The organism is Kitasatospora sp. NPDC001159 (assembly GCF_053598235.1).
The window spans coordinates 1-14,172 of record NZ_JBSFJV010000040.1; the positions used below are offsets into that span (position 1 = coordinate 1).

Here is a 14,172-nt window from a genome sequence, read left to right on the forward strand (position 1 = left end):
CACGTCACCGCCCTGTTCGACCCGGCCAAGGCCTCGGCGGAGCAACTGGCCGCCACCGCCCACTCGGGCTTTCCCGTTTCCCGTACCCGCACCGCCTCCAGGAGCCCCCGTGCAGCTGTCCGTCGACCCCGCCGCCGCCACTCCCCCGTACGAGCAGATCCGCGCCCAGATCGCCGAGCAGGCCCGCACCGGTGAGCTGCCCACCGGGCTGCGGCTGCCCACCGTGCGGGCGCTGGCCGAGGAGCTGGGAGTGGCTGCCGGGACGGTGGCCCGGGCGTACCGGGAACTGGAGGCGGACGGCGTGGTGGAGACCCACGGCCGCCGCGGCACCCTGATCGCCGCCACCGGGGACACCGCCCACCGGCTCGCCGCCGCGGCGGCCGGCGAGTACGCCGAGCGGGCGAGCCGCCTCGGCCTGTCCCACCAGGACGCCCTGGCGGCCGTGGTCACCGCGCTGGGGCTGGCCTACCCCGAGGCCTGAGCGGGGCCCGAAGCCGGAGCCGCCCCCGAGCCAAAGGGCGCGCCGCTGCCGAAAGCGAGGAGCGACAAGCGAGGCACGAGCGCCGGAGCGACGAACGTCGGCAGCGGGTCGGAGCGCCTGGAGGAGGCGAGCGGGGGAGTAACAGCCTCAGAACTCCGGCCGTGCCATCCCCGAGGCATGGGCCTGGGAGGCCGGTGCGGTGGTGCTGAGGGGCTGCCCGAGGGCGCTGTGCTTGATCCAGTCCGCCCAGGAGACGTTCCAGTCCCCGAAGCCGTTGCCGAAGGGCTCCATCCTGGCGCCGCGGCTGTTGACCACCGTCACCAGGTCCCCCACCCGGGTGTTGTCGTAGAACCAGTGGGCGTTCTCGGTGCTCATGCCGGTGCACCCGTGGCTGACGTTGTCGATGCCCTGGGAGCTGACCGACCAGGGTGCCGCGTGGACGTACTCACCGCTCCAGGTCACCCGGGTGGCCCACTCGACGTTCAGGTCGTAGGAATCCGAGCCGCCGGCAGCGATGCCGATCGTCTCGCCGTTCATCCGGACCGAGCGCTCCTGACCGAGCACCACCTTGATGCCGTTGCGGGTGTCGAAGCCGGGCTTGCCGGTGGTGACCGGGATGGTCCGGACCACCTCGCCGTCGCGCTTGAGGGTGAGCTCGTGGGCGGCGGCGTCGACCACCGACTCGACCCGCGCGCCGATCCGCAGCCGCAGCGAGCTGCGGTCGCCGCCGTAGAGGCCGTCCGCGATCCGGCTGCCGGTGCCGTCGAAGGCCAGGGTGACGGCCGTCCCGGCCGGCCAGTACTCCTCCGGACGGAAGTGCAGGTTCTTGTCGTCCACCCAGTACCAGGCGCCCGTGACGGCGGGCTGGGAGGTCACCGTCAGGGCCCGTTCGACCTCCTGGCGGGCCTGCCGGTCCTTCACCGCCTCGGAGAGCTGGACGGTGAGCGGCTGGCCCACGCCGTAGACGCCGCTGCCGGAGGAGTCCGGGCCGAGCTTTGCGGTGAGCACGCGCTGGGCGGCCACGGTTCTGAAGTCGGCGGTGGTGTCGCCGCGGCCGTTCCTGCCGTTGTCGGCGGAGATCCGGATGGTGTACGCGGTGTCGGCCTTCAGCCGGCCGGTGGTCTGCCAGCTGCGCTGGTCGTCGGCGAGCGTGCCGGCCACCACCCGGCCGTCCGGGCCGACCACGGTGACATCGGTCAGCCGGCTGCCCTCCACGGCCGTCACGGTGACCGGCTGGGACGGGTCGACCTTGCCCTTGGCCGAGAGGTGGACGAGCCGCGCCGCGTCGATCCGGTGGGGCCTGGACTCGTCCTCCCCGGACGAGCAGGCCGCCAGCGGGGCCAGTACTGCCAGGGTCAGTGAGATGCCGCCGATACCCACGATTCCACGCCTGCCGGCCATGACCGCCTCCGAGGTTTCGCACACAATTCGCACGATTGATCAGATCGTAGGAACGACCCGGATCGAACGACATCCGAGCGCCCCTCCATTCACCCGGGTGAGTGAGGCGGTCACTCCCGCGACGCAGCAGGGCCGGTCCCCCCGTGCGGGGGACCGGCCCTGTCGGCAGAATCGGAACCTTACTGGTTCTGGTTCTCACCGCGGTAGAACTCGAAGACCCATCCGAAGATGCCGATCAGGATGATCGGGGCGGCCCAGAACATCAGCCACCAGCCGAAGATCACGCCCAGGAAGGCGAGCGCGCCACCGAGCGCCAGCGAGAGCGGCTGCCAGCTGTGCGGGGCGAAGAAGCCCAGCTCGCCGGCGTCGTCCGCGACCTCGGCCTCGGGGTTGTCACCCGCGCCGCTGTCCACCCGGCGGGCGGTGAAGGCGAGGTAGTACCCGATGAAGGCGCAGAGGGCGAAGGCCAGGAACAGCGCCGTGGTACCGGCGGCCTCCAGACCCGGGCCCGAGTTGTTCGTCCACAGGCCGTAGGTGATGGCCATGGCCAGCACGAAGACCGACAGGCCGAGGAAGATCTTTCCCTGTTCCTTCATCAGGCGTCGCCCTCCTTCTTGCCCTTGCCCAGCTGCGGGGCGTCGTACTTCGCCGGGGTCACACCGGCGAGGTGCTTGGCCGGCTCACCGTGGTTCTCCAGGTAGTCCAGCGCGGCGATCTCCGGGTGGTGGAGGTCGAAGGCCGGGGATTCGGAGCGGATCCGGGGCAGGGTGAGGAAGTTGTGCCGCGGCGGCGGGCAGGAGGTCGCCCACTCCAGCGAGCGGCCGAAGCCCCACGGGTCGTCCGCGGTGACCTTCTCGCCGTACTTGGCGGTCTTCCAGACGTTGTAGAGGAACGGCAGGATCGACAGGCCGAGCACGAAGGAGCCGATGGTCGAGATGGTGTTCAGGGTGGTGAAGCCGTCCGAGTCCAGGTAGTCGGCGTAGCGGCGGGGCATGCCCTCCGCGCCGAGCCAGTGCTGCACCAGGAAGGTGGTGTGGAAGCCGAAGAACAGCGTCCAGAAGGTGATCTTGCCGAGCCGCTCGTCCAGCATCTTGCCGGTCATCTTCGGCCACCAGAAGTGGAAGCCGGCGAACATCGCGAAGACGACGGTGCCGAAGACCACGTAGTGGAAGTGGGCGACGACGAAGTACGAGTCCGAGACGTGGAAGTCGATCGGCGGCGAGGCCAGCAGGACACCGGTCAGACCACCGAAGAGGAAGGTGACCAGGAAGCCGACCGTCCACAGCATCGGCGTCTCGAAGCTCAGCGAGCCCTTCCACATCGTGCCGACCCAGTTGAAGAACTTCACACCGGTCGGGACCGCGATCAGGAAGGTCATGAACGAGAAGAACGGCAGCAGTACCTGTCCGGTGACGTACATGTGGTGCGCCCACACCGTCACGGACAGACCGGCGATCGCGATGGTGGCCGCGATCAGACCGGAGTAACCGAACATCGGCTTGCGGCTGAAGACCGGGATGATCTCCGACACGATGCCGAAGAACGGCAGCGCGATGATGTACACCTCGGGGTGGCCGAAGAACCAGAACAGGTGCTGCCACAGCATCGCCCCGCCGTTGGCCGGGTCGAAGACGTGGGCACCGAACTTGCGGTCCGCCTCCAGGGCGAACAGCGCGGCGGCCAGCACCGGGAAGGCCAGCAGGACCAGCACGGCGGTCAGCAGGGTGTTCCAGACGAAGATCGACATCCGGAACATCGTCATGCCCGGAGCGCGCATGCAGATGATCGTGGTGATGAAGTTGACCGCACCGAGGATCGTGCCGAAGCCGGAGAAGGCCAGACCCATGATCCACATGTCACCGCCGACGCCGGGCGAGTGCACCGCGTCCGACAGCGGGGAGTAGGCGAACCAACCGAAGTCGGCGGCGCCGTTCGGGGTCACGAAGCCCGCCACCGCGATGATCGAACCGAAGAGGTACAGCCAGTACGCGAACATGTTCAGACGTGGGAAGGCCACGTCCGGGGCGCCGATCTGCAGCGGCATGATCCAGTTCGCGAAACCCGCGAACAGCGGCGTCGCGAACATCAGCAGCATGATCGTGCCGTGCATCGTGAACGCCTGGTTGAACTGCTCGTTCGACAGGATCTGGGTCCCGGGACGAGCCAGCTCGGCACGCATGACCAGGGCGAGGATGCCACCGATCAGGAAGAAGGCGAACGACGTGCCCAGGTACAGGGTGCCGATCGTCTTGTGGTCAGTGGTGGTCAACCACTTGATGATGGTCGAACCCGGCTTCCGGGTCCGCTGCGCCCCGACCGTGACGGCCTCGGCGCCCCCGCCGGCCGCGGCGGGCTCGTTGAGGATGGTCACTTCTCTTCACTTCCCATGCTGATGAGGCCGGAAGGCACAGCGCCGTTCTGGCCCTTGGCGCGAAGCTCGGCCAGGTGCTTGTCGTAGTCGGCGCGGTCGACGACCTTGACGTTGAACAGCATGCGCGAGTGGTCGACGCCGCAGAGCTCGGCACACTTGCCCATGTACTCGCCCTTGACGGTCGGGGTGACCTCGAACTTGTTCACCACGCCCGGCACGACGTCCATCTTCATCATGAAGTTGACGGGCCAGAAGTCGTGGATGACGTCACGAGAGGTGAGCCGGAACTGCACCGTCTCGTTGACCGGAAGCCAGAGCGTCGGAGCGTCCTTGGGCGTACCGACCTCGTACGCGGCGTCCTTGTTGGCCGGGTCAGGGGTCTCGGTGTTCTCGTAGTTGAACGCCCAGCTCCACTGGAAGCCCACCACGTTGACGTAGTGCTGCGGCTTCGCGGAGACCGACGTCAGCTTCGCCTCGTCGCGGGCGACGAAGTAGAAGAGGACCGAGACGATGATGATGGGGACCGCGGTGTAGAGCGCCTCGATGGGCACGTTGTACCGGGTCTGCGGGGGGACCTCCACACCGGTGCGCTTGCGCCGGTGGAAGATCACGCTCCAGATGATCAGACCCCACATCAGTACGCCGACCACCAGCGCCGCGATCCAGGAGCCCTGCCACATCTGGAGGACCATGGGTCCTTCCTTCGTGACCGGGCTCGGGAGGCCAAGCCTGGGGAGGTCGTTGGCCGAGCAGCCGGTGGCGGTCGCGATGACGAGGCCCAGTGCCAGCGCCTGAGGCAGCTTCCGCCGCATCGTGCGCCGCGGCGAGCGGTCGGAGCCGTTGGGACTCACGTAGCGCCTTCCCGAAGTCTCGCCCGCCTTCGCGTCGCACCGAAGGCGGATTGTGAGCCTCCCCGGCGACCCGTCCACGGGCACGGTTTGAATGCTTATGCGGGCCAAACCCTACTCCAGCCTTATGCGCTCCTGACGGGCAGCCCCCGGTAACGCGCCGCCCGGTCGCCCGATCAGGCCCGGCAGCCGCTGCATCGCAGGTCATCGCAGGCATTCGAGGTCCTTACCCCCGATCGGGGGATGACCTCGAACAACGTGAGTGACGGCCCGTCGGTCGCGGACGAAGCGGACATTCGGGGTGATCGACTGACGGCCGGTGAGCAGTGCGAACGGCGCGGGGACACTCCCGGGTGTGTCGTTAAATGTGACCGTGTACTTCGACGTGGCTTCGACGGCCCCTCTGCACCCCGTCGCGCGGCAGGCCCTGACCGCCGCCCTGGACGAGGGCTGGGCCGATCCGGCCCGGCTGTACCGCTCCGGCCGGCAGGCCCGGATGCTGCTGGACGCCGCCCGCGAGACGGTGGCCGCCGCCCTGGGCGCGCGGGCGGACGAGATCGCCTTCACCGCGAGCGGGACGCAGGCCGTCCAACTCGGCCTGCTGGGCGCCCTGGCCGGGAACCGGCGACGCGGCGGGCACCTGGTGCACTCCGCGGTGGAGCACTCCAGCGTGCTGCACGTCGCCGAGCGCCACGAGGCGGGCGGGGGCGAGGTCTCGGTGGTCCCGGTGGACCGCGCCGGCCGGGTCGACCCGGAGGCCTTCGGTGCCCTGCTGCGCCCGGACACCGCACTGGCCGCGCTGCAGAGCGCCAACCACGAGGTGGGCACCGTCCAGCCGGTCGGCGAGGTCGCCGCGCTGTGCGCCGGGGCCGGGGTCCCGTTGCTGGTGGACGCGGCGCAGAGCGTCGGGCGGGTGGACGTCCCGGCGGGCTGGTCGCTGCTGACCGCGAGCGCGCACAAGTGGGGCGGGCCGCCCGGGGTCGGGATCCTGGCCGTGCGCAAGGGCGTCCGGTACTCCTCACCGCTGCCGGCCGACGAGCGCGAGGGCGGCCGGGTGCCCGGCTACGTCAACGTCCCGGCGATCGTGGCCGCGGCCGCCTCGCTGCGCGCCGTACGGGCCGAGGCCGAGCGGGAGAACGCCCGGCTGCACGAGCTGGTGGAGCGGATCCGGACCCGGGTACCGCAGCTGGTGCCCGAGGTCGAGGTGGTCGGCGACCCGGTGCGGCGGCTGCCGCACATCGTCACCTTCTCCTGCCTGTACGTGGACGGCGAGGTGCTGCTCACCGAGCTGGACCGGGCGGGCTTCGCGGTCTCCTCCGGCTCCTCCTGCACCTCCTCCACCCTGACGCCGAGCCATGTGCTGGCCGCGATGGGGGTGCTCACCGAGGGCAACGTCCGGGTCTCGCTGCCGTACGGGACGGCCGAGGCTGACGTGGAGCGCTTCCTCACCGTGCTGCCGGACCTGGTGGCGGGCGTCCGGGCCCCGCTCGGGCTCGACCTGCCCGCGCCGAAGCCGGTGACCGGGCCTCCGGCGAGCGGGCGAATCACAGTCGTCGACGCGCTGGGCAAGCGGTGCCCGCTGCCGGTGATCGAGCTGGCGAAGCGGATCGGCGAGGTGCCCGTGGGCGGCACGGTCGCCGTACTGGCGGACGACGAGGCGGCCCGGCTGGACATTCCGGCCTGGTGCGAGATGCGCGGGCAGGAGTACGCGGGCGAGGCCCCGGCCGCCGACTTCGGCGGCGACCGGGGCTCGGCCTACCTCGTCCTGCGTCGCTCCTGAGGGAGCGGGACTACTTGACCAGGTGTGCGTGGATCTCCGCGGCGGCCTCGGCGCCGTAGTTCTCCTCGAAGCGCTGCAGGAAGGCGGTCGGGCGCAGCTCGTACTCCTGGGTGCCGACGGTCTCGATCACCAGGGTGGCGAGCATGCAGCCGAGCTGGGCGGCGCGCTCCAGGTCCAGCTGCCAGGACAGGCCGGTCAGGAAGCCGGCCCGGAAGGCGTCGCCGACGCCGGTCGGGTCGACCTTGGTCTCCTCCTGGGCGCAGCCGACCAGAATCGGGGCCTCGCCCTTGCGGTCGATCCGGACGCCCTTGCTGCCCAGGGTGGTGACCCGGGTGCCGACGCGGGTGAGCAGCTCCTCGGCGCCCCAGCCGGTCTTGCTCTCGATCAGCGCGGCCTCGTACTCGTTGGTGAACAGGTACGCGGCGCCGTCCACCAGCTCGCGGATGTCGTCGCCGTCCAGGCGGGCCAGCTGCTGGGACGGGTCGGCGGCGAAGGCGTAGCCACGGGTGCGGCACTCCTGGGTGTGGCGAACCATGCCCTGCGGGTCGTCGGCGCCGATCAGGACGAGGTCGAGGCCACCGACGCGGTCGGCGATCGGCTTGAGCTCGATGTTGCGGGCCTCGGCCATGGCGCCGGTGTAGAACGAGGCGATCTGGTTGTGGTCCTCGTCCGTGGTGCACATGAAGCGGGCGGTGTGCCGGGTCTCGGAGATGTGGACGGACTCGCAGTCCACGTTGTTGCGCTCCAGCCAGCTGCGGTACTCGGCGAAGTCCGCACCGGCGGCGCCGACCAGGACCGGCCGCAGCCCGAGCACGCCCATGCCGAACGCGATGTTCGGCGCGACCCCGCCGCGGCGGATGTCCAGGGCGTCGACCAGGAACGACAGCGACACGGTGTGCAGCTGCTCGGCGACGAGCTGGTCGGCGAACCGACCGGGGAACGTCATCAGGTGGTCGGTGGCGATCGAGCCGGCGACGGCGATACGCACGGGGGTCTCCTCAAGATGGCAACAGGGCCAGCGGGCGGGGTCGGATGAACCCACCCACGGTACCGGGCCCGCACCGTGCGGCAGCAAGAGTGCCGCTCAAGCTGTCCCCCACCGGACATGGTGGCACCCCTCGCCCTCGAACGTGTACTACCTCCGGGTAGCACTGGTGGGTGCGCGGAGGCCGGGCCTAGGGTCGGACTCAGGAGCCCGGCCGGACCGGGCGGGCCCTGTCGTCGACCGTGGCAGTGCCGCCACGGCGGATCGGAGCGATGCCCGATGATGCCCAAGCACTCCCCGCCGTCCGCCCGCCGGGCCGATGCCGACGGCGAGACCCTCGACGCGCTGGTGAGCTCCTCCCGGCGGCTGCGCCGGTTCTGGCCGCTGCCGGCGGCGGCCCCGGAGCCGGCCGTCCCCGCCTCCGTCGGCGTCCGGGTCCCGTCCGGGGTGCAGCGCCTGGTCGCCGGAATGGCCGAGTACGGAATCTGAATCCGTTCCGACCGGGTGCGGAACCGGATCCGACCGGAGCACGTCACATCCGCGCGGAGCGGCCGAGGAGGCGGCGCCGCTGAGCCCTCGGGAGGATGTGCAGATGGATCTGGAGACGATGCCCCGGCGTGGTCGGCGCGTGGTGGCCCTGGCGGCTGTGGCGCTGGCGGCGATGGTGACGGTGGCCGGGTGCAACGGGGACGGCAAGAGCTCGGCGGACTCGGCCGGCGCGTCCGCCACCGCGAGCGCCTCGGCCTCGGCGAGCGCCACCCCGCAGGCCCCGACGCCCTCCGGCACCCCGTCCGCGACGGCGCCCAGCACACCGGGCCAGCCGAGCCAGGTTCCGCCGGCCGGCGGGGCCCCCACCCCGGCCTCGCCCGCCCCGGGGCAGCCGTCGGGCGCGGCCACTCCCCCGGGCAACGCGATCGCCCCGGGCGAGCCCAACCCGGCCGGCACCGGGGCCGGTCCGGCGGTGCGTCCGCCGATCGCCTACCGGGCGGACGGTGGCAACAAGCTGACGGTCTACTTCTTCGGCGGGGTCTGCACCCAGTACGCGCTGAAGGCGGACGAGTCGCAGGCGGGCAAGGTGGCCGTCGAGGTCGTGCCCGGCCCGCCGACCGTCCAGCCGGGCCACGTCTGCACCGCGCTGGCCAAGCGCCAGGCGGTCTCCGGCGATCTGCGCTCGCCGCTGGCCGGGCGGACGGTGGTCGACAGGACCAGCGGCCAGGAGGTGCCGCTGGAGGGCGACCCGCACGCCGGCCCGGACCCGGTGACCCCGGACGGCGCGGCCCAGTAGGGCCTGTCCCTTGGGCTCTGCCGGAGCCGGCAAGGACCCACGAGACAGGTCCTCGCCGTGGAAACACGTGAGGCGGCCCCGGGGAGATTCCCGGGGCCGCCTCACTGCTTGCGGGCTCAGCCGCGCTTCAGGCTTAGCTGAAGGAGTCGCCGCAGGCGCAGGAGCCGGTGGCGTTCGGGTTGTCGATCGTGAAGCCCTGCTTCTCGATGGTGTCGACGAAGTCGACGGTGGCGCCGCCCAGGTACGGGGCGCTCATCCGGTCGGTGACGACCTTGACGCCGTTGAAGTCCTTCACCACGTCGCCGTCGAGCGAGCGCTCGTCGAAGAACAGCTGGTAACGCAGGCCGGAGCAGCCACCGGGCTGGACGGCGACGCGCAGCGCGAGGTCGTCGCGGCCTTCCTGCTCCAGCAGGGCCTTGACCTTGGCCGCGGCGGCATCGGTAAGGAGGATGCCACTCTCGACGGTGGTCTCGTCCTGGACGGTCATCTGCTTTCTCCCGGTCTTGACGACGGTCTGCCGCCAGTGCCAACCAACGGCCGTCCGGTTTCATTTCCCGGACGGCGATGGATTTCCTCGGCCTGTTCGACGGCAGGTCTTCCGTGGGCCGGGTGTACCACCCGTGTCCCCTACGCTCCCCATGCTCGCACAACCGGGGAGCGCAGGTCACCGCCCGTGTCATGGATCCGGGTGAACCGGCCCCGCGGCCGCCCGTCGGGCGCCAGGATGGTCGGCATGATCCTTCGCCAGGTCAGGGACACCGCAGAGGACGCGGAGGTCGTCCAGGAACTGTCCTCCGCCGCTTTCGCCGAGCCGACCGCCGCTCCGGCGCCGCCCGAGCCGACACCGCTGCAGCTGGCCCGGACCCGGCACCTGGCGAGCACCGATCCCGGGGGCTGCTGGCTGGCGGAAAGCGACGGGCAGGCGGTCGGGGTGGTGCTGTCGATGCGCCGCGAGGGCCTGTGGACGCCCTCGCTGTTCGCGGTCCGCCCGTCGGCCCAGGGCAAGGGGGTCGGGCGGCTGCTGCTGGACCGGGCGACGGCGCACGCGCGGGGCTGCCTGCGCGGGATGGTCTGTGCCTCCTCCTCCCCCGCGGCGGCCCGCCGCTACCGGCTGGCCGGGTTCACCCTGCACCCGGCGATGCGGCTGACCGGACGGGTGGACCGGCAGGGGCTGATCGACCCGGGGGACATCCCGGTGCACCCTGGCAACATCACCCACCTCCACCTGCTGGACTCGGTGGACCGGCGGCTGCGCGGGTCCGCGCACGGCCCGGACCACGAACTGATGCTCGGGCACTTCGAGGAGCTGCTGATCGCCGACGCCCTGGCCGGCAGCGGCTACTGCTACCGCGACGGCGGCACGGTGCGACTGCTGGCCGCCACCAGCAAGCGGATCGCCGCCCGGCTGCTGCGTGAGGCGCTGGCCCGGATGCCGGACGGGGTCGAGGCGCGGGTGGACCACCTGACCGCCGAGCAGGAGTGGGCCCTGGACGTCGGGCTGGAGGTCGGACTGACGCCGCGGACCAGGGGATTCGTCGGGGTGCGCGGGATGCGGCCGCCCAGCCCGTACCTGCCGAACGGGGCGTTCCTGTAGCCGGGCCCCGGGGCCAGCGGACGCGTACGGCCCCACCGGGCGAGCCGGTGGGGCCGTACGGGCGGAGCGTCGGTCAGGCCATGGTGTCCAGGATCTCCCGGACCATCTCCATGGTCGTGCCCGGGTGCAGGAAGGCGAAGCGGGCGACCGTCTCACCGTCCCAGCCGGTCGGGGTGACGAAGCCGATCTGGTCCGCGAGCAGCTGCTGCGACCAGCGGTAGTAGTCGTCGTTGGTCCAGCCCTTGCGCTTGAAGCAGACGGCCGAGAGCTGGGGGTCGAACAGCAGCTCCAGGTGCTCGGTCTCGCGGATCAGCTGGGCGGTGTCCCGGGCGAGCTCGAGGCCGGTCTCGATGGCCTCGGTGTAGGCCTGGACACCGTGGACGGCCAGCGAGAACCAGAGCGGCAGACCGCGGGCGCGCCGGGTCAGGTGGTAGGCGTAGTCGGTGGGGTTCCACTCGTCGCCCTCGGTGTGCAGGACGTCCAGGTAGGAAGCGTCCTGGGTGTGCACGGCGCGGGCCAGCTGCGGGTTGCGGTAGATCAGCGCGGCGCAGTCGAAGGGGGCGAACAGCCACTTGTGCGGGTCGACCACGAAGGAGTCGGCGTGCTCGATGCCGTCGTAGCGCTCGCGCACCGAGGGGGCGAACAGGCCCGCGCCGCCGTAGGCGCCGTCCACGTGGAACCACAGGTCACGCTCGCGGGCGACCTCGGCCAGACCCTTGAGATCGTCGATGATGCCCTCGTTGGTGGTGCCGGCGGTGCCGACGACGGCGATCACCGTTTCCGGGTTCGGGTCGGCGGCCAGGGCGGCGCGCAGCGCCTCGCCGGTGAACCGCCGGTTCACGGTCGGGACCTTGAAGGCCTCGACACCGATGATGTTGAAGGTGTTCTTGACCGAGGAGTGCACCTGGTCGGCGACGGCTATCCGCAGCCGCGCCTGCGGACCACTGTGACGACCGTCATTGGCGAGGCGACGGCGGGCGGTGTCGCGGGCGACGACCAGGGCGGACAGGTTGCCCGCCGAGCCGCCGGAGACGAAGCAGCCGCCGGCCGTCTGGGGCAGGCCCGCGCGGTCGGCTATCAGGCGCAGCACCTGGTTCTCGGCGGCGATCGCGCCGGCCGCCTCCAGCCAGGAGATGCCCTGCAGCGAGGCGCAGGAGACGACCATGTCGAACAGCAGCGCGGCCTTGGTCGGGGCGCACGGGATGAAGGACAGGTAGCGCGGGCTGTCGGCGGAGATCACCGCGCGGGACAGCTCGTGGTCGTAGAGCTTAAGCACGTCGGCCGGGTTGTTGCCGTCCTGGTTGAGCAGGCCGGTCAGCTGGGTGCGCAGGTGCTCGCCGTCACCGGGGTGGTCGAGCGGGACGGGGTCGTACTGCAGCCGCTCCCGCATGTAGTCGAAAACCAGGTCGACCAGTTCGTTGTCGGGCCGGTGCATGCGGTCGGGTGCTGCGGACACGGCTGTCCCTCTCGGCTGTGGGTGTCGGGGGGATCCGGTCTGCGGGACGCCTCACCGCGCTGACCGGACGTGATCAGCGTAGGCAGCAGGGATGCTTCGCCGCGCGTCGGAACGCGGCTGGTCAGGCAGGTTTCGAGCGTCTTCGGATGGGTCCGCGCAGGATTCCTGCGTACCCGCTTCCCGGGCGCGAGGGGCCCCTCTCGGGTTTTGGCGGCCCCGGCAAGGACCCGAGCGGCAGGCCCTAGCCGATCAGCTGGGAGAGGACCACCGAGGAGCGGCTGCGCTGGACGCCGGGCTCGCGCCGGATGCGCTCGATGACGGCCTCCAGATGGCGCATGTCGGCGGCCCGGAGGTGGACCAGGGCGTCCGGGTCGCCGGTGACCGTCCAGGCGGCGACCACCTCGGGGAACTGGCGCAGGCTGGCGAGGATCTCCTCGGGGGCGGTGCGCTCGCGGCAGTAGACCTCGACGAAGGCCTCGGTCTGCCAGCCGAGCACGGCCGGGTCGAGCACCACGGTGAAGCCCCGGACCACGCCGCGCGCCCGGAGCCGGTCGATCCGGCGGCGCACGGCGGTGGCGGAGAGGTTCACCTGCAGGCCGATCTCGGCGTAGGAGGCGCGGCCGTCGCTGCCGAGCCGGGCGAGGAGCTGCCGGTCGGTCTCGTCCAGGTCCGCCCCGATCACCTCGTGCGCTCGGCTGCTGGTCATCGGTGCGGGGCTCCACGGGTCGTGCGGGGTTCGACGGGACGTCCCGGCGGCGGCTGGTGCTCGGCCACCACCGCTGCCGAAACGGTTCGCCACCCATTCTGGCGGATGACCTGAACGAGTTCATCGCTGACGGATGACCCGAGGAGGACGTCAGTCCATGAGGAGGACGATCTTTCCCCTGGTCCGGCCCTCGGCGCTGAGCGCCTGAGCCGAGGCGGCCTGGGCCAGCGGGAAGGTGGAGGCGACGGTGACGGTCAGCCGGCCGTCGTCCGCGAGTGCGGCCAGTTCGGCCAGGTCGGCGGCGTCCGGGCGGACCCAGACGTAGTGGCCGCCGAGGGCCTTCACCCCGAAGTCGGTGATCGAGGCGATCCGGCCGGGATCGGCCACCAGCCCGGCCGAGACCTGGACGGCGCCGCGGCCGACCAGGTCGAGCGCCGCGTCCACGCCGTCGGGAGCGAGCTCGCGGACCCGCTCGGCCAGGCCCTCGCCGTAGGTGACCGGTTCGGCGCCCAGGCCGCGCAGGTAGTCGTGGTTGCGCTCGCCCGCCGTACCGATCACCCGGGCGCCGCGGGCGCGGGCGATCTGGACGGCCAGGTGGCCCACCCCGCCGGCCGCCGCGTGCACCAGCAGGGTCTCCCCCTCGCGGAGCTCCAACGCACGCAGGCTCTGCAGCGCGGTGAGCCCGGCCAGCGGCAGGCCGCCGCACTGCGCCCAGTCCAGCGCGGCGGGTCGGCGGGCGAGGGTGCGGACCGGGGCGGAGACCAGTTCGGCGTAGGTGCCGTGCTCGACGGCGTCCTTGCGGACGTAGCCGTAGACCTCGTCGCCGGGGGCGAACTCCGTCACCCCGCCGCCGACGGCACGGACCACGCCGGCCGCGTCCCAGCCCATGACCAACGGGAAGTGGACGTCCAGCATGCCGTCCAGGGCGCCGTCCCGGATCTTCCAGTCCACCGGGTTCACCCCGGCCGCCCGTACCTGCACCAGGACCGAGTCGGGCCCGACCTTGGGGTCGGGCAGGTCGGTGTACTCGACCACCTCGGGGCCGCCGTAGCGGTTGATCGCGATTGCCTTCATGAACTCAGCCATACCCGGCGGCTTCGAAACATCGATTCGGCCGCACCAGACTGCCCCGAATCGGGGTATCCGGCTCCATCGGGGCTTCCTTTTGGCGAGCGGTTCTCGTCACATCGACGGGATGGCCATCGTCACTCTGACGCTAACCGGTTAGAATAGATAGTGTCAGTTAGACGAAAAGGCTTCACCGC

Annotated in this window: 14 protein-coding genes; 5 read left to right on the forward strand and 9 right to left on the reverse strand. The window is 71.3% G+C overall.

The genetic code is table 11. The annotated features are described in order from the left end of the window. Window positions 1-109 precede the first annotated feature (109 nt). Window positions 110-481, forward strand: coding sequence for a GntR family transcriptional regulator (locus ACWC9T_RS21285; RefSeq protein ID WP_449822606.1), 372 nt, complete (start codon window positions 110-112; stop codon window positions 479-481). Window positions 482-628: 147 nt separating this feature from the next. On the opposite strand, the gene ACWC9T_RS21290 is transcribed toward ACWC9T_RS21285, so the two are convergent. The 4 genes from ACWC9T_RS21290 to ctaC form a co-directional block, all read right to left on the reverse strand. Beyond that, entirely contained in the window at window positions 629-1,882 is a 1,254-nt protein-coding gene (locus tag ACWC9T_RS21290) for an Ig-like domain-containing protein (protein WP_449822607.1), read from the reverse strand. Between the two features lie 179 nt (window positions 1,883-2,061). Continuing rightward, the gene (locus ACWC9T_RS21295) at window positions 2,062-2,478 is read right to left on the reverse strand and encodes a cytochrome c oxidase subunit 4 (RefSeq protein ID WP_355673330.1); all 417 of its coding nucleotides are present in this window, start codon (window positions 2,476-2,478) and stop codon (window positions 2,062-2,064) included. Beyond that, entirely contained in the window at window positions 2,478-4,253 is a 1,776-nt protein-coding gene (gene ctaD / locus ACWC9T_RS21300; RefSeq protein ID WP_449822608.1) for an aa3-type cytochrome oxidase subunit I, read from the reverse strand. The genes ACWC9T_RS21295 and ctaD overlap by 1 nt, the downstream gene beginning before the upstream one ends. Next, the gene (gene ctaC, locus ACWC9T_RS21305) at window positions 4,250-5,104 is read right to left on the reverse strand and encodes an aa3-type cytochrome oxidase subunit II (RefSeq protein ID WP_449822609.1); all 855 of its coding nucleotides are present in this window, start codon (window positions 5,102-5,104) and stop codon (window positions 4,250-4,252) included. Before ctaC ends, ctaD begins: the two co-directional genes overlap by 4 nt. A gap of 352 nt (window positions 5,105-5,456) precedes the next feature. Between ctaC and ACWC9T_RS21310 the strand changes: the two genes are divergently transcribed. After that, window positions 5,457-6,881: an aminotransferase class V-fold PLP-dependent enzyme gene (locus ACWC9T_RS21310; protein WP_449822610.1), complete on the forward strand. Its 1,425-nt coding sequence runs from the start codon at window positions 5,457-5,459 to the stop codon at window positions 6,879-6,881. A 10-nt stretch (window positions 6,882-6,891) separates the two neighbouring features. Here ACWC9T_RS21310 and ACWC9T_RS21315 read toward each other — a convergent pair whose 3' ends face one another. After that, a complete protein-coding gene (locus ACWC9T_RS21315) occupies window positions 6,892-7,869 on the reverse strand; it encodes a carbohydrate kinase family protein (RefSeq protein WP_449822611.1) in 978 nt (325 codons plus the stop codon). A 276-nt stretch (window positions 7,870-8,145) separates the two neighbouring features. On the opposite strand from ACWC9T_RS21315, the gene ACWC9T_RS21320 reads away from it, so the two are divergent. After that, the gene (locus ACWC9T_RS21320) at window positions 8,146-8,355 is read left to right on the forward strand and encodes a hypothetical protein (protein ID WP_449822612.1); all 210 of its coding nucleotides are present in this window, start codon (window positions 8,146-8,148) and stop codon (window positions 8,353-8,355) included. 103 nt (window positions 8,356-8,458) lie between these two features. Further along, a complete protein-coding gene (locus tag ACWC9T_RS21325; RefSeq protein ID WP_449822613.1) occupies window positions 8,459-9,151 on the forward strand; it encodes a hypothetical protein in 693 nt (230 codons plus the stop codon). A 133-nt stretch (window positions 9,152-9,284) separates the two neighbouring features. On the opposite strand, the gene erpA is transcribed toward ACWC9T_RS21325, so the two are convergent. Further along, window positions 9,285-9,638, reverse strand: a complete 354-nt coding sequence (gene erpA, locus ACWC9T_RS21330; protein ID WP_355673323.1) for an iron-sulfur cluster insertion protein ErpA — start codon at window positions 9,636-9,638, stop codon at window positions 9,285-9,287. 246 nt (window positions 9,639-9,884) lie between these two features. Here erpA and ACWC9T_RS21335 point away from each other — a divergent pair, with 246 nt between their 5' ends. Then, window positions 9,885-10,745, forward strand: a complete 861-nt coding sequence (locus ACWC9T_RS21335; RefSeq protein ID WP_449822614.1) for a GNAT family N-acetyltransferase — start codon at window positions 9,885-9,887, stop codon at window positions 10,743-10,745. A 73-nt stretch (window positions 10,746-10,818) separates the two neighbouring features. Here the strand turns inward: ACWC9T_RS21335 and ACWC9T_RS21340 are convergent, their stop codons facing one another. The 3 genes from ACWC9T_RS21340 to ACWC9T_RS21350 form a co-directional block, all read right to left on the reverse strand. Next, entirely contained in the window at window positions 10,819-12,201 is a 1,383-nt protein-coding gene (locus ACWC9T_RS21340) for a pyridoxal phosphate-dependent decarboxylase family protein (RefSeq protein ID WP_449822615.1), read from the reverse strand. Window positions 12,202-12,442: 241 nt separating this feature from the next. Further along, on the reverse strand, window positions 12,443-12,907 hold the full coding sequence (locus ACWC9T_RS21345; RefSeq protein ID WP_270147404.1) for an Lrp/AsnC family transcriptional regulator: 465 nt from the start codon (window positions 12,905-12,907) through the stop codon (window positions 12,443-12,445). 150 nt (window positions 12,908-13,057) lie between these two features. Next, window positions 13,058-13,981, reverse strand: coding sequence for an NADP-dependent oxidoreductase (locus ACWC9T_RS21350; protein ID WP_449822616.1), 924 nt, complete (start codon window positions 13,979-13,981; stop codon window positions 13,058-13,060). Between the last annotated feature and the right edge of the window lie 191 nt (window positions 13,982-14,172).